Consider the following 21,250-nt stretch of genomic DNA (forward strand, 5'->3'; position numbering starts at 1 on the left):
ACTGGCGGGATGATGACTAGATGAAAGAAAAGTTTTCGGCATATAAATCGAAGTTGAGTGAATCATGGGCCAGTTTTTCTCCTGTAACAAAATGGTCTGTCATTGGCTCATTTTTAATCACTTTGTTAATTTTGATTGTCTTCGTTTTTCTCAGCAACCGCTCCGATTTTTCGGTATTGTACTCGAATTTAACAGCGGCAGAAGCAGGAGAAATCAAAGCAGCAATTGAGGCACAGACCATTCCGGTGGAAGTATCAGCCGATGGCACGACCATCAGTGTGCCTAAAGAACATTTAGCGAACTTGAAAGTCAGTTTGGCTGCAGAGGGCATTCCGAAAAACGGCAATGTCAATTACGGCATATTCAGCGAAAACATGGGCCTCGGCATGACCGACCGCCATTTTGATGTGGTCGAGCGTGACGCGATGCAGAACGAGTTGGCGTATTTGATCCAACAGATTGATGGTGTGACGGAAGCGAATGTCATGATCACGCTGCCGAAAGAAAACGTCTGGATTACCGATGAAGAACAGACATCTACAGCGTCCATCGTCGTCAAAGGCGATCCGACATTCCAATTGGACCAAAAACAGGTGAATGGCCTGTATCATTTGATTAGCAAATCGGTGCCAAGTTTGCCGCCTGAGCAGATTGTCATCATGGATCAGAATGGGCAAGTGTTTGAAGTGAAGGATGCGAGCCAAGCGGATACAAATTTGACAGCTTATCAGCAGCACCGCGAAATCCAAAAAGGGATCGAGCAGGACATTCAGCGTGAGCTGCAGCAAATGCTCGGCTTGCTTTTGGGGCAGGATAAAGTCGTCGTTTCCGTGATGACGAACATTGATTTCACCAAAGAAAAACGGGAAGAACAATTGGTTGAACCCGTCGATATTGAAAACAACGAAGGCCTTGATATCAGTGTGGAACGGATTGTGGAAACTTTTTCGAGTGAAGGTACTGTGGCAGAAGATGCAGCGGGAACCGGAGACACCGAAGTCGCGAATTATCCGGCTGGAGATGCAGCTGGAAACAGCGAATCCGAACGGACAGAAGAACGCATCAACAGTGAAGTCAACCGCATCAATCGCCAAATTGAAATGAGCCCGTACGTCATCGATGACATTACAATCAACGTCGGTGTGGAACCGCCAGTGCCAGAAAATCCAGCGAGTTTATCGCAGGAAAACATCACCGACATCAGCAACTTGCTGAAAAATGCAGTGAGTACTTCATTGAGCATGAATGAATTCCCAGTAACGGAAGCGGAACTGGAAGACAAGATTTCGGTGTTTGCAACAGAATTCCAGGGCCGTCCGGCAGTTGAAGAAGAAGAACCGGAAACCACGTTCCTGTCAGGCATACCGAATAATCTGCTGCTCGTTATTGGTGCAGCCGTGGTGTTGCTGATCATCATCATTATTGCGGTCATCTTGCTTCGCAGAAAGAAAAAAGAAGAACTATTTGAAGAAGACTATGATTTTGGAGGATTTGAACAGGCATTAGCCAAGTCCAATCAAGTAAATCTGGAAGCAGAAGAAGAAGAAATGGACTTGTCCGAGTTCAGTGCCAAAGCAAATCCAAAACGAAAAACTATTGAAAAGCTTGCCAAAGGACGACCTGAAGACTTTGCTAAATTGTTGCGGTCATGGATGGCAGATGACTAGGAGAGTGGCAAATGGTTAGACGCATGAGAGAGTTCACAGGGGTACAAAAAGTAGCCATTTTGTTGGTCGGCTTAGGGCCGGATGTCTCCATTGAAATATTCAAGCAGTTGACAGAACCGGAAATCGATCAATTGACTATGGAGATTTCCAACGTTCGCCAATTGAAAAAAAGCCAGACGGAAGACGTCATCAATGAATTCTATGAAATGATTTTAGCTCAGGACTATATGAATGAAGGCGGATTAAGCTATGCCCGCAACATTTTGGAACAGGCATTGGGGAAAGAAAAAGCGATAGATACCATCAACCGCCTCTCGAACAGGCTGCAAGTAAAGCCATTCAGTTTCGCTCGAAAAGCCGATCCCAACCAGATTTTAAATGTTTTGCAGCACGAGCAGGCTCAAACGATTGCGTTGGTGCTGTCGTATTTGGATCCCAAGCAATCTTCACAGATTTTGTCTCAGCTTCCTGCTGAAAAACAAGCGGAAGTGGCAAGAAGAGTTGCGTTGATGGAAAGCACATCACCTGATGTCATCCATCAAGTGGAACAGATTTTGGAACGTAAGCTGACTGCCACAGGAACACATGATTATACTGCTACCGGCGGAGTCGAAACCATTGTCCGTGTATTGAGCAATGTTGACCGAGGAACAGAAAAATCCATTTTGACGAACCTTGAAAACGGCAGTCCAGAATTAGTAGCCGAAATTAAGAAGCGGATGTTTGTCTTTGAAGATATTGTCAATCTTGAAATTCGTTCGGTACAACGGATTGTCCGTGAAGTGAGCGATGCTGATTTGATGTTCGCTCTGAAAGTAGCGAGTGAAGAAGTCAAAGACAGCATTTACAGCAATATGTCGACTCGCAGAGCGGAAGCCATCCGTGAGGAAATTGACGTGATGGGCCCTGTGAAACTGAAAGATGTAGAAAACGCACAAACAAATATTGTCGGGTTGATTCGAAACCTTGAAGAAAAAGGAGAAATTAGCGTTTCCCGTGGAGAAGGGGATGAAATGATTGTCTAATATCATTCGCCTTTCTCAGACATCATCAAGTGAAAAGAAAATCATCCATACCCGAAAGATTGAAATGAAAAAAACTGTGTTCAATGATTCCGAAACGGATCCGAGGGAACAGCGGCAACAATTATTGCAGGAAATCATGGATTTGGAAACACGCCGTGAGCAATTGCGGATCCAGATTTCAGAAGAGCAGCAAAATGCTCAACAGGAAATCAGTGAATGGTGGCAAGTCAAACAGCTGGAAGCCCGACAACAAGCTGAAAAGCTGGAGCAGGAAGCTGAACAACAAGGGTTTCAAGCTGGATTTACGCAAGGTCTCCAACAAGCAGAACAGGACAGTGTTGAAAAGCGCTCGGAGATGAACCGTTTATTGGAAATTGCTTATGAAGAAAAAGTGAACATCATTCAACAGGCAGAACCGTTTTTATTGTCGTTAAGTGTCAAGATTGCAGAAAAAGTGATTCACAACGAATTACACCAAGATGAACAACAAGTGCTGCACATTATTCAACAGGCATTAAAGCAGGTGGAAGAATCGGAAGACGTGACAATGCAGGTTTCTCCTGAAGATTACCCGTTGATTATTCCCTTTTTGGAAGAGCTCAAGACCTATGTTAAAGCGGATTCGGAATTGAAGCTGATTCCGGTTGCCAGCCTGACGTCAGGGGGCTGCAGAATTCATACAGCAAGCGGTTCTTATGACGCGATGGTCGATAATCAGCTGGAAGAAATCAAGAACCAATTGCTTTCTTACTGTGAGGAGAAAACAAACGATGAATCTGTGGGCAGATGAATATTTAGAATTGATGAATGACATTGAACCGATCAAAAAGCATGGGAAAGTGATCCAGGTCATTGGTTTGACGATTGAATCAAGAGGGCCGAATGCAAAAATCGGTGAGCTTTGTCTCCTATACCCGAATCGCAATGAACCGCCCATTGAGGCGGAAGTTGTCGGCTTTAAAGAAAACCGGATCATGTTGATGCCTTTGCAGGATCTTTCGCAGGTCGGTCCGGGATGCCTGGTGGTTGCGACCGGAGGACCGCTTCAAATCAAAGTGGGTCCGTCCATTCTAGGGAAAGTCCTCGATGGAACAGGTATGCCGTTAGATGAGAGTTTGTTGCCGCGTGGCCTGAAAAAGTATTCGACCAACAACGCTCCGCCGAATCCTTTGAAACGTCCGCGGATCGACAAATCGCTGGAAGTCGGCGTCCGTGCAATCGACGGCTTGCTGACAGTCGGACAAGGCCAGCGGGTTGGCGTTTTTGCGGGAAGCGGTGTCGGAAAAAGTACGTTGATGGGCATGATCGCCCGCAATACAGAAGCCGATATCAACGTGATTGCGTTGGTCGGTGAACGTGGCCGGGAAGTCCGTGATTTCATTGAACGGGATCTCGGTCCAGAAGGATTGAAGAAATCGGTGGTCGTCGCAGCGACTTCCGACCAGACCCCGATGCAGCGCATTAAAGCTGCATTGACCGCAACAGCGATTGCGGAGTATTTCCGTGACCAAGGAAAAAACGTCATGCTGATGATGGATTCGGTTACCCGTTTCGCCATGGCCCAGCGTGAAGTCGGGTTGGCGGTGGGTGAACCGCCGACCAGTAAAGGCTATACGCCGAGTGTCTTTGCACTGCTGCCTAAATTACTGGAACGATCAGGCACTTCAAGCAAAGGCTCCATCACCGCTTTCTACACGGTTTTAGTGGATGGCGACGATATGAATGAACCGATTGCCGATGCGGTGCGCGGAATTTTGGATGGCCATATTGTGTTGGACCGAAAAATTGCCCAAAAAGGCCAATTCCCAGCGATCAATGTCATGGCCAGCGTCAGCCGGGTTATGCATGAAGTCGTATCGGCGGAACATCAGCTGGCCGCGCGGGAATTCAAGCGGCTTTTGGCGGCTTATGAAACATCGGAAGACCTCATCAACATCGGTGCTTACAAAAGCGGCGCCAATAAAGAGATCGATGATGCCATCCGGTCGCATCCGCTGATTAAAGAGTATCTGCAGCAGGACATTTACGAAAAAGCCAAGCTGGAACAAAGTGTAGAACGGTTAACAGCACAATTTGGAGGCGTTTAAACTGACAGGATTCAACTTTCGATTTCAAAAGATATTGGACTTAAAAGAAAATGAAAAAGGCGTTGCGCAGCTCCAAATGGCTGAAGCCATTAAACAGCATGAAGTAGGACATCAACGCAACAGAGCCATTGAAAATAAAATCAATGATATAGAACAATTGAAAAATGCCAAGCAACAAAGCGGCGTCAATATATCGGAACTGAGAATGCTGGAAGAATACATCCATCAGCTTCAAGACCAATCGCTTTCCTCCAAAAGAGAGCTTGAATATTTACAAAAAAACGTTTCGGCGTCTCAAGGTTTATTGCAAAAGAAAGCGCAGGAAGAAAAAACCTGGGAAAACCTGAAACAGCAGAAACTGAATCATTTTCAGGAAGAAAGCAAAGCGGCTGAGCAAAGCTTTTTTGATGAAATGGCCAGTACGCGCTTTTATCGCTTATCCAAAGCGAATAGCTTAGCGGAAGGAAGTTAATCGGATGGAAGCCATAAAAATAGCGGTTCCCCAAACGGTTACTCTACCTGCAAAACCAATCGTTGCAACGGCTCAAGATCAAGCAATGTTTGCTTCTCTGCTGGAATCGTTAAGTGGAGAAGCGGAACTTCCGGCAGAAGAACAGGCACCTGAAAAAGAGTTGTTGGAAAGTCTGGAAAGCCTGCTGGCATTGTTACAGGAACTGCCGACTGGCAAACAACTGCCCGAAGCGCAGGATTTTCAATACGCTGTCTATCAGTTGGCGAATCTTCAAATTGAAAATGGAGAGATTCGCATCCCTTCAACCAGCAAGTCGGGTGAAACTAGTGAACCTATAACTGATGGCACGGGAAAGCTGATTGGGTTGCTTGAAAAAATCCAGCAGAACCTGCAGATTCTCTCCGCCGAATTTACTACAGAATTCGCAGGCTCGGTTGTCTTTACGGGGGCAGATGGAAAAAAGAATGCGATAAATGCCAATACCTTAGAAAAAATTTCAACCCAACTCGATAATGTGATTTCGATTCTCGAAAAGCAACAGCAGCTAATGTCGGTTCAGCAATCTAAGATAGATGGACAAGAATTAGCAGTGTTGCCACCGATTGAAGGAATGAAACCTGTCAGAGAGGCTTTGAAGTATTCAAATGAAATCACCAAACCGGTAGAGGATGTGTCAACAAAGCCTGTTGACATCCAGCAGATTCCGCAGAAAAACGAAGCGAAGGAAGTACAGCCGGCCATCAAGCAACAACCCACTGACGAACTTCAAACGAAAGTGCCGGCCGAAAACAAAGCGCCTCAAGAGCCGGCTGTTCAACCGACTGCGGCTGTTGAATCTGGAAAGACTGCAGGTGCTGTGGTCCGGACGGAAACCAATCCCCCGACTCCTTTTGTCCGGTTAGCCAACCTTTTGGAAGACTTGGGCGGCATGTTGAAAAGCTCCATGCGTTTGGTGGAAAGCCAGGAAGGCATGAAGATGCGCGTTAATATTTTCCCTGAGCATCTAGGCCATCTGGAAATCTTGCTGACGTCAACAAATGGCAAGCTGGCCGCACAAATACTGGCGAGCACCCCAATGGCGAAAGAAGCCATTGAACTTCAGCTGAATCAATTGCGGGCTTCGCTGGTTCAGCAAGGGGTGGCGGTGGAGAAAATTGAAGTGCTGCAGCAAAGTTCGCAGCAGCCATTCAACCAACAGCACTCCCAAAACAACCAACGGTTTACACAGCCTCAGCAAGGCCAAGGTTCTTCTGGAAACAGCAAAAATGGTTATTTGAAAGAAGACGACAATGTCGTTGCTGAACGCAGGCAATCGTTAGGTGAGGGTTTGATGAAAGTGGATTACACCGTATAGAAGAAAGGGTGTTTAGATGAACGTTACAAATGCAACGGCAGGAACGACTAACACTCCGGCTGCTGATACAGCAAGCAAAACAGACCCTAAAAATTCGTTGGGGCAAGATGCCTTTCTTAAAATCCTGGTGACGCAAATGCAGCATCAAGACCCAATGGAGCCATTGAAGGATACAGAATTTATTGGGCAAATGGCGCAGTTCACCAGTTTAGAGCAACTGACGAATTTAAATAAAACAATGACGCAATTTGTCAGCAACCAGGGAGCTTCTTCCCTGGCGGATTACGCACACTTAATTGGGACTTCAGTTAAATGGGAAACAGAAACGGATTCAGGCGAAGGAATCGTCAAAGCCTTGTCCAGCAAGAATGGCGAATTGATTGCTGAACTTGAAGGATCCGATATAAAAGTGCCGATCGAGTCCATTCAACGAATCGAGAAACAATCAGCAAGCACAAATGAACAAGAAACTGTGTAATCCATTTTGGATCAAATGCAGTTCTTGAAAGGGGAAAATTAAATGTTACGTTCAATGTACTCAGGTGTATCAGGTATGAAAAATTTCCAAACGAAACTGGATGTTATCGGGAACAATATTTCCAACGTCAATACAATCGGCTATAAGAAAAGTACGATTAACTTTCAGGATTTACTAAGTCAAAATATGTCTAACAGTGGCAATAATCCAATGCAAGTAGGGTTAGGTTCAGCGATTTCTTCTATCAATGTAGTTCATACACCAGGTTCATCGATGTCCACAGGTGTGGGCACCGATTTGACTATTATGGGAGAAGGATTCTTTGTTGTAGAAAACAATGGTGAGCAATATTTGACGCGATCTGGGAATTTCATTGTTAATGATTCCGGGGCATTGATGACACCACAAGGCTACAACGTTCTGAATAGTCAGGGAAATCCTATTAATATTCCAGCTGATAAGTATTCTTCATTTGTGATTAACCGTGAAGGAGAGATTGTTGGAAAACTCGCAAGTGATGGGAGCGAAGAAAAAATTCCAGGAGGAACAGTGGGTATCGCAGCTCCTGCAAACCCTGAAGGACTTCGTAAGTTTGGAGGATCTCTTTATCAGATGACGGCCAGTGCAGGTGAAAATTTGAATTTGGGTACAGCGACAAATGCCAAATCGGAGATCGGTTCCGGTATGTTAGAAATGTCAAACGTTGACTTAACGGAAGAGTTCACGGAAATGATCATCGCACAGCGAGGGTTCCAAGCAAACTCACGAACAATCACTACTTCAGATGAAATTCTGCAGGAAGTCGTCAACTTGAAACGTTAATAGAGGAGGCTTAGGCTGAGCAAAGATTTGCTTTGCTCAGCAATCGATATGATTCAATTAACCAGGTTAAACCGATCAGCGATCGTATTGAATGCAATCTATATTGAACGGCTGGAATCGACACCGGATACGGTGGTGACATTGACGACCGGCAAGAAAGTCCATGTGTTGGAAACCGTTGAGGAAGTTATGGATAAAGTGACGGTGTATTACCGGAAACTGAACATTTTGCCTCGTTTGCATGAGCCGAACCTGGACGAATGAGGGGGCAATCAATTTGACAGATGTTTTATCAGAAGAGAATATCGAAACCATTCTTTCGGCAATGGGGCAACAAGAACCGAAAGCTGTTGAGAAGGAAAGAAATGTCCAGGTTTACGATTTTAAAAAAGCGTTACGCTTTTCGCAGGATCAAATCCGGACTTTGTCCCGAATCCATGAAAATTTTGCACGTTTGTTGACTTCTTATTTTTCTGCCCAGCTGCGGACTTATGTTCAGATCCACGTAGATGCAGTTGAGCAGGTTTCTTATCACGAATATATCCGGAATGTCCGGAAAAAATCGATTTTAGGTGTGTTTGAAGCAATGCCGCTGCAGGGCAGCATGGTCATGGATTTTTCCCCGAATGTGGCATATGTCATGTTCGACCGGCTTCTGGGAGGCCAAGGCACTGTTCTGGAAAAGGACAATGAGTTGACTGAAATTGAAATCAGCGTTATTGAGCGGGTATTCTCGAAGTCATTGGAAAGTTTCCAGGAGGCTTGGTCTTCAGTGTTGAAGCTAACTCCGGAACTGAAAGAGATTGAAGTGAATCCTCAATTTTTAACAATGTCCCCACCAAACGAAACGGTCATTCTGGTCAAGCTTAGCGCGAGAATAGGGGAAGTCGAAGGCTTCGTCAATATCTGTTTGCCCCATGTGGTGCTAGAGCATATTCTGCCGAAGTTATCGGCGAAACACTGGCTGGCAAATCAGAAAAAAGCGGTTGAGACACATGAGCTGGAAGCACTGGAAGAAAAGCTCCAAGGCACCAAAATGGAAATAAAAGCTGTTTTAGGAAAATCAACGATTGAACTTGGAGATTTTCTGAACTTGAAGAATGGCGATGTGATTCGTTTGAATGAATCCTACGATGCACCTGTCACACTTCTAGTAGACAACAAAACGAAGTTCCATGCACAGCCTGGAGTCTCGAAAGGCAGAATGGCAGTACAGATAACGGAAGTGACCGTTGCGGGAGACTTGTCTGATGAGGATTAATCAGCTATTTTCTGAAGAATTATCACGAATGCTAAAGCATAAAAAGACAGGGGGAAAAGGCGATGCCTGAAAGTTCATTGTCCAAAACTGAAACAGAAGCAGTCAGCGAATTGCTGAATGCATCATTGAGCGGATCGGCTGCCGTGTTGTCTTCTCTGCTTTCTGAACAGGTTTTTGTGACTGCGCCCGTTTTGAGCGTGACCCATAGAGATGAAGTGTTGGCATCAGCCGCTGCACCATTTTATGTGGTTTTGGGGGAATACAGTGGAGCAGCCAATGGAATGCAAATTCTGTCCATATCGAAAAAAGATGTTGATGCTGCGGCTGGAATAACTGGCTTAGCTGATGTGGAAGAAGAAAAGCAATTTCAGCGGGTACAGAAAATAATCGGAACCATGTTTGAATCGGTGGCAAAATCGATGTCGGCGCTGCTGGAAGCGGAAATTTCCCATTCTTTGTCCGGTATGGATACTGTAGAACAATTGGAAGATTTTCCGTTAGCTAATTTCACTAAAGAGCAATGGTTTGTGGAAGCTAAATTTGAACTCAATATTGGCGGCAAACAGAATGTTCGTTTCCATTTATGTATTTCAGTGGCGTTGGCAACACAACTGGCAGCGATACTGACCGAACCGTTTAATGATGAAGAAATAGAGGAGATACGCGAAATGCCAATGCAATCAGATAAGCAGCCGAACGAAACAATCCAAGAAACACCGACTGTGCAAAATGTCCAGTTTTCAAGTTTCGACAATACGGAAACAGCACAAACCGAACCAAATAACCTGAATATGCTGTTGGATATACCGCTTCAAGTGACGGTGGAACTGGGGCGCACAAAGCGCATGGTTAAAGACATACTGGAAATCTCCCAAGGGTCCATCATTGAACTGGATAAATTAGCTGGAGAACCGGTTGATATCCTAATCAATAACAAGTTGATCGCAGTGGGAGAAGTAGTGGTCATCGACGAGAATTTTGGTGTCCGTGTAACGGATGTGCTGAGCACAGCTGAACGCATCTCGAAATTGCGTTAATGCCTGAAAGAAGGAGTTTGTCCAGATTGAACAAATCATTGTTTTTAGTCATACCGCTAATTATGGCGATACTAATGCTGTCTGTACTGTCCGTGCCATTGTCTGCTCAAGCCAGCCCGAATGTTGTGGAATGGCTGAACAATGAAGAACCGGCAGAAGAAACACCGGTAGATGATGCGGCGCCAATAAAAGAAAAAAGCCTGGCTGGCATCATTGTCCAATTGGTGCTTTATACGCTATTGATCGTGGCGATGATTTACGGCTTGATCAAGTTTTTAGCAGCACGCCAGAAAAACTTTCAGCCGAATCAAGCGGTCAAGCTCATGGGCGGTACGCCTCTTGGCAACAACAAATCGCTGCAGTTGGTGAAAGTCGGCGGACAGATGTATTTGATCGGTGTGGGCAATGAAGTAACGCTGATCAAAGAGTTCTCGGATGCAGCGGAAATCAGCGGCATTGAAAAGGACTTTGAGCAGCAATCGCCGCCGCTTTCCAAAAATCTGTTCGACTTTACAAAAAAGAAAATCGGCAGTTTTTCAAAAAGCCCACAAAAAAGTGGTTTTGATCAACTGTTCAAGCAAAGCCTGAACAAGCAGAAGGCCCAGCAACAGGAACTTGAAGCAAGGCTTGGGCAAGAACAGAAAGATAAGGAAGGACGTCCGCTATGATTCCGGAAATTTTATCATCCATCAATATTCCGGGCATCGATTTTGGCGGAGAGTCACCTGAAGATGTCTCGACGACGCTCCAGTTGTTCTTCCTGCTGACTGTTTTGTCTCTGGCTCCAGGCATCCTCATTTTGATGACCAGTTTCACGCGGATCATCATCGTCCTGTCGTTTGTCCGCACGGGTCTTGGTACGCAGTCCATGCCGCCGAACCAGGTATTGGTCGGATTGGCCTTATTCCTGACGTTCTTCATCATGTCGCCGATTGCGGTGGAGATGAATGAAACAGCCCTGCAGCCTTATCTGGACGGAGAATTGGAGCAGCAGGAAGCGCTCGACACAGCCATTGTTCCATTAAAGCAATTCATGGCACAGAACACTCGGGAAAAAGATTTAGCTTTGTTTTTCAAATACGCCGAGCTGGAAAAGCCTGACAGCATTGAAGAAATTCCGTTGACATCATTGATTCCGGCGTTTGCCATCAGTGAGCTGAAAACGGCATTCCAAATAGGCTTTGTTATTTTCATTCCTTTTTTGATCATCGATATGGTCGTAGCCAGCACGTTAATGGCAATGGGGATGATGATGCTGCCTCCGGTCATGATTTCATTGCCGTTTAAAATTTTGCTGTTCGTCTTGGTGGATGGCTGGTACTTAATAATCGAATCGCTGCTTGTCAGCTTTTGACGAAGGGAAGAAAACGATGACTCCAGATATGGTGATCAAACTAGCCGAACAATCGATATTTACCATTATCCTTATATCTGCTCCGATGCTGTTGATTGCGTTGGCGGTCGGATTATTGGTTAGTGTTTTCCAGGCGATGACGCAAATTCAGGAACAGACATTGTCGTTCATCCCCAAAATATTGGCGGTCTTCATCTCGCTTGTAGTTTTTGGGCCTTGGATGCTGACGCTGTTGTTGGATTACACGAGAGACCTGTTTCAGCAACTGCCAAGAATCATCGGGTAAAGGGATATGGAAATGATTTTTGACATACTGCCTTACTTTCTATTGATGCTTGTCCGCTTGACCAGCTTCTTTCTGATCGCTCCGCTGTTCTCGATGCGGGGTGTACCCACTCAGTTCAAAATCGGCATTGCCGCTTTTCTGGCATATGTAGCTGTTTCGACTCTTCCGATGAACGAATCGATTTTACTGGACTCTTCTTATATTTTATTGATCCTCAAAGAACTCGGAACCGGTTTGGCACTCGGCTTCACAGCGGCGTTGGTGCTATATGTAGTGCAGATTGCTGGAGCGTTCATCGATTTCCAAATGGGTTTTTCCATGGCCAACGTATTGGATCCGCAAACAGGTGCCCAGGTGCCGATCATCGGCCATTTCAAGTACATGCTGGCGCTCTTATTCTTACTGACAGTCAACGGCCATCACTTGATGCTGGATGGCGTCATGCAGAGCCTCCGCGTGTTTCCGGTGGAGCGTTTGGCGATTTCAGTGAAGGCTGAAGACATCGCCCACTTTATGACCGGCTTGTTTACGGAAATGTTCCTGATTGCGTTGCAGATCGCTTTGCCGATTGTCGGCGCTTTGTTTTTAGTGGACATCGCCCTGGGCATTCTGGCCAAGACGGTGCCGCAGCTGAATATATTTGCGGTCGGTCTGCCGTTGAAGATTTTTGTCGGCTTTATCATGCTTTTTCTGACCATGCCCGTGTTCTTCTATATCCTGCAGATTCTCTTTGAGAAACTCCTGGTGAGCATGGCTCAGTTGATCAGTTTATTAGGAGGAACGTAAGTGGTGAAAAGGTATCCTTTGGACCTGCAATTTTTTGCCGGTGAGAAAACTGAAAAAGCGACACCGCAAAAACGCCAGGAATCCAAGCGGAAAGGCCAAGTCGCCAAAAGCCCGGAAGTCGCGGCTGCCATGATTATATTAGGGGGCATCATGCTGCTGAATTCGATGGGCGGCTGGATGTTGGACCGGATATTGGCTATTTACCGCATTCATTTCACTGAATATATTTCCTGGGAAATAACGCCGGCGACGATCCGTACATTATTTGAACAAATGGCGATGAATGCATTTTTATTAATGCTGCCCATCATGCTGGTTGGGGTAATCTTCGGTTTTTTGGGAAACTTTATCCAAGTAGGGGCCATCTTTACAACCGATCCCATCATGGCGAAGCTCGAACGTCTGGATCCGGTCAAAGGGGCAAAGCGGATTTTCTCGCTTCGTGCCCTGGTGGAATTAGGCAAATCTCTGCTGAAAATCGCCATTATCGGCGGTGCCGCTTTTGGTGTGCTGTGGACCAGTAAAGCAGAACTGTTTACACTGTCCCAAAAAAGCATCAGCTTTTCTTTATCCTTTATCGGCTCATTGGTCTTTAAAATGGGTCTGACTGCTGGCATCATCCTGCTGTGTTTATCGATCATGGATTATATGTACCAAAAATACGAATTTGAAAAAGGCATACGGATGTCGAAACAGGACATCAAAGATGAATACAAAAAAGCGGAAGGCGATCCGCTGATCAAAGGAAAAATAAAAGACAAGCAACGGCAAATGAGCATGAATCGCATGATTCAGGATTTGCCTGGCGCGGATGTATTGATCACCAATCCAACGCATTACGCAATCGCCATCAAATACGATGCCGAAACGATGGCGGCTCCGGTCATCATCGCAATGGGCAAAGATCATCTGGCGTTAAAGATTAAAGCAAAAGCAAAAGAATTTGGAATTGTGACGATGGAAAATAAACCTCTTGCGCGCGCACTGTATGCCCAGGCTGAAGTCGGAGATACCGTTCCGGAAGAGTTGTTCCTGGCTGTGGCAGAGGTTTTAGCATATATTTACCGATTAAAAGGAAAAATCCGATGAACAAGAAAGAGGAGGGATACGCGTGAAATTTAGAGATTATGCCATCATGGTAGCCGTCATCATGATTGTGGTGATGATGGTCATCCCTCTTCCGCCGCTCTTATTAGATGTCTTAATCATGATCAATATCAGTCTTGCCTTAACGATCTTGTTAGTGGCAATGAATACAAAAGAACCGCTGCAATTTTCTATTTTTCCTACTTTATTATTATTAACGACTTTATTTCGTTTAGGCTTGAACGTCTCGACGACGCGTTCGATCCTCACTAACCAAACCGGTGGACAAGTCATTGAAACATTCGGCTCATTTGTGGTCGGTGGCAGTGCAATCATCGGGATTCTGGTATTCCTGATCCTCGTCATCATCCAGTTCCTGGTCATCACAAAAGGATCAGAACGCGTAGCGGAAGTGGCTGCACGTTTCACACTCGATTCCATGCCCGGCAAACAGATGAGCATCGACGCTGATCTTGGCGCTGGCATGATTTCGGATCAAGAAGCCAAGAACCGCCGCGAGAAAGTCAGCTCAGAAGCGGATTTCTATGGTGCCATGGACGGTGCCAGCAAATTCGTCAAAGGAGATGCAATTGCCGGCATCATCATTACGCTCATTAACATTATCGGCGGTTTGCTGATCGGTGTGATGGTCCACGGACTGCCATTCGGAGAAGCGGCCCAGCTGTTCACCCTGTTGTCGATCGGAGACGGTTTGGTTTCCCAAATTCCAGCCCTATTGATCTCGACTGCGATGGGGATTGTTGTAACGCGCGCGGTATCGGATGGCAATTTGGGTTCGGATATTACCAAACAGCTTTTTGCTTACCCGAAAATGCTGTACATCGTAGCTGGCACGTTGGTTATGTTTGCAGTGTTTACGCCGATCAGCCCGATGTTGGTGGTGCCGATTGCAGGTGTCATCGCTTATGGCGCGTTCAGTATGCAAAAGACCTTGAAATCTGAAGAAAAACAGGACGTCGACTTAAGCAAAGATGAAAAAGAAATCGAAGGGATGAAAAGCCCGGAAAGCGTCATCGATTTGTTGCATGTTGATGCCATCGAATTTGAATTCGGCTATGGACTGATTCCGATTGCCGATAAAAACCAAGGCGGCGATTTGCTGGACCGTGTCATCATGATCCGCCGGCAATGTGCAATGGAGCTGGGCATCGTGGTTCCAGTTATCCGGATCCGTGACAATATCCAGCTGCAGCCCAATGAATATGTCATCAAGATCAAAGGGAACCGGGTTGCGTCGGGTGAAATCATGCTCGACCATTACCTGGCCATGAGCCCGGGCATTGACGACGAAGCGGTGGAAGGCATCGAAACAGTTGAACCCGCCTTCGGCATGCCGGCTCTATGGGTCAATGAAGACATGAAAGAAGAAGCTGAAATGGCAGGCTATGCCATCGTCGATCCGCCTTCTGTCGTTTCCACTCATTTGACAGAAGTCATTAAACGCCATGCCCATGAATTGATTGGCAGGCAGGAAGTGAAATCATTGATTGAAAATGTACGGGAAACCGCACCTGCAGTGGTGGAAGAATTGGTGCCGCAGCTGATGACAATTGGTGAAGTACAGAAAGTGCTGATGAAGTTGCTGAAAGAGAAAGTGTCGATCCGCAATTTATTGGTCATCTTGGAAACGCTGGCCGATTATGCTTCGCAAACAAAGGATACGGATCTGTTGACGGAATACGTACGCCAGTCCTTGTCGCGCCAGATTACGCTGCAATATGCGACACAGAGAGAACCGCTGCAAGTGATTACAGCTGGAGCAAGTCTCGAGAAGAAGTTCGCGGATTCGGTTCACCGGACAGAACAGGGCAATTACTTGTCCATCGACCCCGAGTCTTCCCAGACAATCTTCCAGAAGATTACGGAACAAGCTGCACAGCTTCAGCAAACCGGCGTCCAGCCGATTCTGCTGACGTCTCCGGCCATCCGGATTTACATGAGGCAGTTCGTGGAGCGTTTTGCCCCAGATCTGCCGGTGCTGTCCTATAACGAACTGGAACCCGAAATTGAAATTCAAAGTGTTGGAGTGGTTAACATCTCATGATGCTGAAAACCTATATCGTCGGCACAATGACCGAAGCGATCCCGCTGATCAAGCAGGATTTAGGTGCTGATGCTTTGATCTTGAATACCAAAAAAATCAAAACCGGCGGATTTCTTGGGTTTTTCCAGAAAGACAAACTGGAAGTCACTGCTGCCGTTGACCCCGAAGTGAAGCAGGAGATGCAGGTCCAGCAAGTTGAATTTCCAAAAGCTGCGACCAGTGTAACACTGGAAATCGAATCCACTGCTGAACTGCTTCAGGGAATAAAAAGACTATTGGCGGCACAGGAAGTGGCAGTGGATGTCCAAGGGGAATTGCTTTCAAAACTGATTTCAAGACTAAAGGACAAAGCTGACCATACGTTAGAGATTGTGCATCAGATGGCTCGCGAAGAATTGATGGAGATGGTTGAAAACAATCAAAGCCCAAGCATTGTTACAGAACCGGAAATCATTTGTTTTATGGGTCCGACGGGTGTCGGAAAAACAACGTCCATCGCTAAAATTGCTGCTGATTATATGCTGAACAAAGATAAAAAAGTGGGATTAGTTACTGCAGATACGTATCGCATTGCCGCAGTAGAGCAATTGAAGACCTATGGCAGCATCTTGAATATTCCGGTCAGAGTGGTTGAAACGGCAGGAGATGTGTTGGTTGCACTGGAGGATTTTCAGGACTGTGACATCATTTTAATGGATACGGCAGGACGCAATTATCAACAGGCCCAGTATATCGAAGAGCTGAAACGATTATTGCCGCTTGCCAGCAAGATTCAAATTCATTTGGTGTTGAGCTTGACCGCAAAGTACGAGGATATGAAAAAAATCATAGATAATTTTCAATCGCTTTCCGTGGATGAATTGTTGTTAACCAAAAAAGATGAAACCAGTTCTGTGGGAGCGATCCTCAACTTAATTCATCATTATGATATTCCCATTCGCCAGATCGCCAATGGGCAAAATGTTCCCAACGACATACTGAAAGTCACTCCAAGTGTAGTGGCGGATTTTATATTGGAGGAAGACAATCATGCTTGATCAGGCAAATGGTCTAAGAGAAAAGATGAAGAATCAGCAACCCGAAAATCCTGGCAGGAAAGCTGGTAAAAAGACCCGTGTCCTGGCAGTCACCAGCGGCAAAGGAGGGGTGGGAAAGTCAAACTTCGCTTTGAACTTTGCATTAAGCTTGATCGAGCAAAACAAGAAAGTATTGATTTTTGATGTTGATCTTGGCTTTGCCAATATTGAGGTGCTTCTTGGCCTTATGCCGCGGGAAACCATCGCAACGATGATCGAAAAAGATCTGGCTGTACAGGACATAATCGAAGAAGGACCGAATGGCTTGCTGTTCATTTCAGGAGGCAACGGTTTTAATGAATTATTTCAGATGAATGATCTGAAATTGGAAAAATTCTTTAAGGAATTGGGCACTCTGCACGGCAAGGTGGATTACATCATCCTGGATACGGGAGCAGGCTTATCTTATGAAAATCTGCGATTTATCCTAGCCGCAGATGATGTCATTCTGTTGACGACTCCGGAGCCGACTTCGGTCACGGATGCCTACTCGGTCGTAAAAATGGTCCAGGGCATCGATCCGAATGTCCATTTGAAATTGGTGGTCAACCAATGCATCAGCGAAAAAGAGGGGCAACAAACGGCAGACAATTTCAAACAGGCTACTGAGCAATTTTTGGGTAAAGAAATTGGCTCATTGGGGTGCATCCCGAGCGACGCGCGCGTACCGGAAGCTGTGAAAAGGCAGCAACCGCTTCTACTGGCCTATCCGAACAGCGAGTCGGCAACAGCCATACGCCAAATGGCAAGTGGATTTCTGCAGCTGCCGTTGCCGTATAAGCTCGGCCTTAAAGGCTTTATCATGAAAATCTTGTTTAAATAAGGGCGGTTTTTTCGCTTGGAAATGGTGGTGAAAATCATGCTGAACCAGAAACTATCAAAAGAAGAACTTAATTATTGGGGTGACTGGCAACAGCACCGGGATCCGCAGGCTGGCGATTACCTGGTTGAGCAGTATCTTCCCTTAGTGGATTACGTCATACAACGCTTTATGATCAGTTTGCCTAAAACTGTGGAAAAAGACGATGTCCGAAGCTATGCCTATGAAGGATTGCTTGATGCGTTGAGCAAATTCAACATCGAGCGGGATCTGAAGTTTGAAACCTATGCTTCCTGGCGCATTAAAGGGGCTATTATTGATGGGCTGCGGAACAGTGATTGGCTTCCGCGTTCTGTCCGGGATAAAGTGAAAAAAATTGAAAAGGCCTATCTATTGCTGGAACAGGAGAATAACGAATCGGTCTCTGATGACCAAGTCAGCGCCTACTTGGGCATCACCAAAGCGGAACTTAACAAGACGGTTTCTGAAGCCGCCTTATCGACAATGATTTCAATGGATGATGAACATTTCCAAGAGCAAGGGACAATGGGTAGCTACTATGCCGATTCCCCTGAACGTCACCTGTCAGAGCAAATGACCAAGGAATCATTAGTCCGTGCGATTGATAAATTGCCGGAAAAAGAAAAAATCACTGTTTCTCTATGTTATTTTGAAGAAATGAAATTAACCGAGATTGCGGAAATTCTCAATGTCAGCGTTTCAAGAGTCTCACAGCTTCACTCGAAAGCCATGCTGCGTTTGCATGCTTCGATTTTATCCGTACATGATAATTATTAAGGTGCAATCAAAACAGAAGGTGCGGGGATGACAATGGAATGGCTATCGGTCGCAATAATCTTCTTATTGCTGGCAATGAATATAAAATTGATGCTATCTGTTAAAAAGCAGCAGGCGGAACAAGCCCCAGCTGGAATCCATGAAGATATGGCGGAATTCATAGCCCAACTTGAAAAAGAAAATAAGGAACTTTACGATAAATTACTTTCCCATCTGAAAGGCAGCGAGTCGGATTTAGTGGAGCGAATTGAACGTTTGGAAGAAAAACTTGCCTCTGAGTTTGAAGAGGTGCCGGAAATCGATTCTATAGAAACTGAAAAGATCATGCAGCTTTCCAGACAAGGATTTTCTTTCGAACAAATTGCCAAAGTGCTCCAAACGGAGTATGGAAAAGTGGAACTCGTCGTTAATAGAAACAATCAGCATCATGAGAATACGAAAGAAGACGAGGTGCTGTGAATGCGCATTGACAGTCAAAACAATATTCAAAACGAACGGCTCTCGGTACAGGGCTCGGGAAATAAGAGCGGTGATCTTTTTTTGACAGCCATGAAAAAATCCCAATCTAAGCTTCACAATGATTCCCTGAACCAATTGATGGGGCGTGTAGATGCACAAGGCCAGAAGCTTTCCAACCAGCGGACACTCGAAAACCTATTGAATTACAAGCAGGCAGTCAAGCAATTCGTCGGCGAATCCACACGGCATGGTTTACGTTTATCGGATGAACAAAGCCATGCGCCAGGCGGAGGCATGAAATCCCATCAGATCATCAAAGTGATTGATCAAAAACTGATTGAAATTCAAGACGAATTATTGAATAATGAAGAAGCTGGTATCGGTACTTTAGATCTAGTTGGAGAAATTAAAGGCTTGCTCGTCAATTTGTATATGTAACCAGGGGTGGAGAGGGCGAAATGGGAGAAAATCGTCGCGAGTTTTTTAGGGTAGTTTTTAATCAGGCCGTAACTGGTAAAGTATCGGTTTACGGAGGCAGATTCTTGCCGATTGAGATTTACAATGTCAGTGTAGGGGGACTGACATTTTCTTCAGCGCTTAATATTCCTTTGCAGGAAAGTGTAAATTGCAGCTTTCAAATACTGGACAGCGCTTTTCTGTTGCCAGGGGCGATTGTTCGAAAATCAACAAGAGTGGACACCATAGAATACGGAGTTGAGTTCTCAGTAAATCAGGGAACTTCTTCGGAATTATTCAAGCAACTGAATTACTACCAGATTCGTCAGCGCAAAGGTTTATTGGCAGAGTGATGCCACAAGCTGCGCTTACAAAGAACAAACCCTCGGGCTTGTTCTTTTTTTGATTACTGTAAATGTCTGTAGTTCGTCTGAGCTTAGAAGGACTTTCTAGAGGGAAAAGAGAAGTAATAGCCATACGAAAAAAGAGAAGGTGGAAAAAATGGAAGCACCAGCAGAAATTCTTTCCGTTTGGCGGCAATTCGATGATTTTCCAATGGAGACCTTGACCAAAGCTTGGTATTCTCAGCGTTCAGGCGAACAGAAACAGCGCAGCGTAGAGTTGATGAAGGAACAGCGGGAGCAGTATGGAATCACCGGCAATTGTTTTGATTTGGCCATTTGGCTGCTTGCAGCTTTTGATGAAGCGGGTGTGAAAGCTTATCCGGTAGGCAGTGAGCTTGGAACGGAACAGGCACATGGCGCTATTATGGCCGAAGACCGGGATGGGCGCAGATTCCTGTGTGATTTAGGGGATCAATGGATACAGCCAATCTTGATGGATGTCGATAGACCGGAGTTTACAGGTGAAAGGCTGGCAGGATTCTTTCCGGGAGCGGAAGTACAAGTACAGAAAACCGAAGAAGGAATAAAAGTCATTTATTATCGGCCGAACGGCAAACAGTCTCAGCAGATCTATACGATAGAGCCGGTGGATCGCGCAGACTTTATGGAAGCGGCTGAGTATTCCCAGCGCCATATCCATCCAGAGCCGCTCGTTGAAGTCCGGTTGCCGGGAGAAGGCGAAACCGTTCATTGGGAGTTCGACAACTGGACAAGCTTTTTAAGCACCAGTACGGGTCTTTATCCGGACGAACCGATTGAAAGGCTGGAAGATTGGGTAGAAAGAATACATGACAAAACGCATTACGATAAAGAGTTTCTGGCAGAAGCCTTAGGATTTTACCGCCGGCTGAATTTGGGTGGGCATGAATAGATAGAGTGTATGGGGAGAAAAGGGCAGGTGATGAATGGCATGGAACTTAAAACACAATTACAATTTGAACTTACCGAATTCATAGACGGTGATGGAGTCGAAAGAATACCTGCTATCGGAAATTATGATTATTGGCTTTTGCTGATGGAATATTTTCTGGCTAAATCCGATACATTTGAAATTCATTGCTTTAATGAAGAAGCAGGAGTGATTGAAGAGCTTACAACCAGTTTGCCTGGATTGTTCGATATTGATGACAAGCAGGGTATGACCATTTTCTCGGGGTTGTTGACATTGGAAATTGCTGAATACCTGATGAGCTGCCATGTCAGTGAAAAGAAAAAGCTCAAGTGGTTCTCCATTTTCTTGAGCAGAGGAGAACAGCATATTTTCTCTTCCGAACATTGGGGCACTGAATTTTTCGTTCCGGATATCACCGAAAAAGACCTGCTGTTCATCAAGCATGTAGCGCCGGATGATACACATTTTAATGAATACTCATGAATGCATTTGAAGAGCTTAAGACCAGAGAAGAATTTTATGATCGGAAGAAGGACCGGCCAGGTATACGGCCGGTTTTTTTGCT

24 protein-coding genes and 1 pseudogene are annotated in these 21,250 nt (G+C 45.5%); all 25 read left to right on the plus strand.

What is annotated here, in order from left to right:
- Window positions 1-20 precede the first annotated feature (20 nt).
- On the plus strand, window positions 21-1,667 hold the full coding sequence (fliF, locus tag QMA01_RS11375) for a flagellar basal-body MS-ring/collar protein FliF (protein ID WP_290215031.1): 1,647 nt from the start codon (window positions 21-23) through the stop codon (window positions 1,665-1,667).
- A gap of 11 nt (window positions 1,668-1,678) precedes the next feature.
- Window positions 1,679-2,692: a flagellar motor switch protein FliG gene (fliG, locus tag QMA01_RS11380; protein ID WP_203340700.1), complete on the plus strand. Its 1,014-nt coding sequence runs from the start codon at window positions 1,679-1,681 to the stop codon at window positions 2,690-2,692.
- Window positions 2,685-3,482: a FliH/SctL family protein gene (locus QMA01_RS11385; RefSeq protein ID WP_290186414.1), complete on the plus strand. Its 798-nt coding sequence runs from the start codon at window positions 2,685-2,687 to the stop codon at window positions 3,480-3,482. Before fliG ends, QMA01_RS11385 begins: the two co-directional genes overlap by 8 nt.
- Window positions 3,463-4,779: a flagellar protein export ATPase FliI gene (fliI, locus tag QMA01_RS11390; RefSeq protein ID WP_191715144.1), complete on the plus strand. Its 1,317-nt coding sequence runs from the start codon at window positions 3,463-3,465 to the stop codon at window positions 4,777-4,779. Before QMA01_RS11385 ends, fliI begins: the two co-directional genes overlap by 20 nt.
- Complete coding sequence (gene fliJ / locus QMA01_RS11395; protein WP_203340698.1) at window positions 4,766-5,251, plus strand: flagellar export protein FliJ; 486 nt, start codon at window positions 4,766-4,768, stop codon at window positions 5,249-5,251. The genes fliI and fliJ overlap by 14 nt, the downstream gene beginning before the upstream one ends.
- Window positions 5,252-5,255: 4 nt before the next feature.
- Entirely contained in the window at window positions 5,256-6,605 is a 1,350-nt protein-coding gene (locus QMA01_RS11400; RefSeq protein ID WP_290215032.1) for a flagellar hook-length control protein FliK, read from the plus strand.
- A 16-nt stretch (window positions 6,606-6,621) separates the two neighbouring features.
- Window positions 6,622-7,083, plus strand: coding sequence for a flagellar hook assembly protein FlgD (gene flgD / locus QMA01_RS11405; protein ID WP_191715147.1), 462 nt, complete (start codon window positions 6,622-6,624; stop codon window positions 7,081-7,083).
- Between the two features lie 42 nt (window positions 7,084-7,125).
- Window positions 7,126-7,905 carry a flagellar hook-basal body complex protein gene (locus QMA01_RS11410; RefSeq protein WP_290215033.1) on the plus strand — a complete coding sequence of 260 codons (780 nt, stop codon included), beginning with the start codon at window positions 7,126-7,128 and terminating at the stop codon, window positions 7,903-7,905.
- Window positions 7,906-7,953: 48 nt separating this feature from the next.
- A complete protein-coding gene (locus tag QMA01_RS11415; RefSeq protein WP_191715587.1) occupies window positions 7,954-8,169 on the plus strand; it encodes a flagellar FlbD family protein in 216 nt (71 codons plus the stop codon).
- 13 nt (window positions 8,170-8,182) lie between these two features.
- On the plus strand, window positions 8,183-9,166 hold the full coding sequence (gene fliM, locus QMA01_RS11420) for a flagellar motor switch protein FliM (RefSeq protein WP_290215034.1): 984 nt from the start codon (window positions 8,183-8,185) through the stop codon (window positions 9,164-9,166).
- Window positions 9,156-10,203: pseudogene (gene fliN / locus QMA01_RS11425) on the plus strand (flagellar motor switch protein FliN). The gene fliM and the pseudogene fliN overlap by 11 nt, the downstream one beginning before the upstream one ends.
- A gap of 26 nt (window positions 10,204-10,229) precedes the next feature.
- Window positions 10,230-10,871 (plus strand): flagellar biosynthetic protein FliO, encoded by a 642-nt coding sequence (locus QMA01_RS11430; protein ID WP_290215035.1) that lies wholly within the window; start codon window positions 10,230-10,232, stop codon window positions 10,869-10,871.
- Complete coding sequence (fliP, locus tag QMA01_RS11435; RefSeq protein ID WP_203340693.1) at window positions 10,868-11,557, plus strand: flagellar type III secretion system pore protein FliP; 690 nt, start codon at window positions 10,868-10,870, stop codon at window positions 11,555-11,557. Before QMA01_RS11430 ends, fliP begins: the two co-directional genes overlap by 4 nt.
- A gap of 16 nt (window positions 11,558-11,573) precedes the next feature.
- Complete coding sequence (fliQ, locus tag QMA01_RS11440; protein ID WP_191715152.1) at window positions 11,574-11,843, plus strand: flagellar biosynthesis protein FliQ; 270 nt, start codon at window positions 11,574-11,576, stop codon at window positions 11,841-11,843.
- Window positions 11,844-11,849: 6 nt separating this feature from the next.
- Window positions 11,850-12,629 (plus strand): flagellar biosynthetic protein FliR, encoded by a 780-nt coding sequence (gene fliR, locus QMA01_RS11445; protein WP_203340692.1) that lies wholly within the window; start codon window positions 11,850-11,852, stop codon window positions 12,627-12,629.
- Window positions 12,630-13,718 (plus strand): flagellar biosynthesis protein FlhB, encoded by a 1,089-nt coding sequence (gene flhB, locus QMA01_RS11450; RefSeq protein ID WP_191715154.1) that lies wholly within the window; start codon window positions 12,630-12,632, stop codon window positions 13,716-13,718.
- 22 nt (window positions 13,719-13,740) lie between these two features.
- Entirely contained in the window at window positions 13,741-15,780 is a 2,040-nt protein-coding gene (flhA, locus tag QMA01_RS11455; protein ID WP_290215036.1) for a flagellar biosynthesis protein FlhA, read from the plus strand.
- Complete coding sequence (locus QMA01_RS11460; protein ID WP_290215037.1) at window positions 15,777-16,817, plus strand: flagellar biosynthesis protein FlhF; 1,041 nt, start codon at window positions 15,777-15,779, stop codon at window positions 16,815-16,817. The genes flhA and QMA01_RS11460 overlap by 4 nt, the downstream gene beginning before the upstream one ends.
- The gene (locus tag QMA01_RS11465; protein WP_290215038.1) at window positions 16,810-17,679 is read left to right on the plus strand and encodes a MinD/ParA family protein; all 870 of its coding nucleotides are present in this window, start codon (window positions 16,810-16,812) and stop codon (window positions 17,677-17,679) included. Before QMA01_RS11460 ends, QMA01_RS11465 begins: the two co-directional genes overlap by 8 nt.
- A gap of 36 nt (window positions 17,680-17,715) precedes the next feature.
- On the plus strand, window positions 17,716-18,474 hold the full coding sequence (locus QMA01_RS11470) for a FliA/WhiG family RNA polymerase sigma factor (protein WP_203340689.1): 759 nt from the start codon (window positions 17,716-17,718) through the stop codon (window positions 18,472-18,474).
- Between the two features lie 27 nt (window positions 18,475-18,501).
- A complete protein-coding gene (locus QMA01_RS11475; protein WP_225218471.1) occupies window positions 18,502-18,933 on the plus strand; it encodes a DUF6115 domain-containing protein in 432 nt (143 codons plus the stop codon).
- Window positions 18,934-19,371 carry a YaaR family protein gene (locus tag QMA01_RS11480; protein ID WP_290215039.1) on the plus strand — a complete coding sequence of 146 codons (438 nt, stop codon included), beginning with the start codon at window positions 18,934-18,936 and terminating at the stop codon, window positions 19,369-19,371. It begins immediately after the preceding gene.
- A gap of 20 nt (window positions 19,372-19,391) precedes the next feature.
- The gene (locus QMA01_RS11485) at window positions 19,392-19,742 is read left to right on the plus strand and encodes a PilZ domain-containing protein (protein WP_191715160.1); all 351 of its coding nucleotides are present in this window, start codon (window positions 19,392-19,394) and stop codon (window positions 19,740-19,742) included.
- A gap of 148 nt (window positions 19,743-19,890) precedes the next feature.
- Window positions 19,891-20,664 (plus strand): hypothetical protein, encoded by a 774-nt coding sequence (locus tag QMA01_RS11490; RefSeq protein WP_191715161.1) that lies wholly within the window; start codon window positions 19,891-19,893, stop codon window positions 20,662-20,664.
- 39 nt (window positions 20,665-20,703) lie between these two features.
- Window positions 20,704-21,168 carry a hypothetical protein gene (locus tag QMA01_RS11495; RefSeq protein WP_191715162.1) on the plus strand — a complete coding sequence of 155 codons (465 nt, stop codon included), beginning with the start codon at window positions 20,704-20,706 and terminating at the stop codon, window positions 21,166-21,168.
- Window positions 21,169-21,250 lie beyond the last annotated feature (82 nt).

This window comes from Planococcus notacanthi (assembly GCF_030407825.1).
Taxonomy (GTDB): Bacteria; Bacillota; Bacilli; order Bacillales_A; family Planococcaceae; genus Planococcus; species Planococcus notacanthi.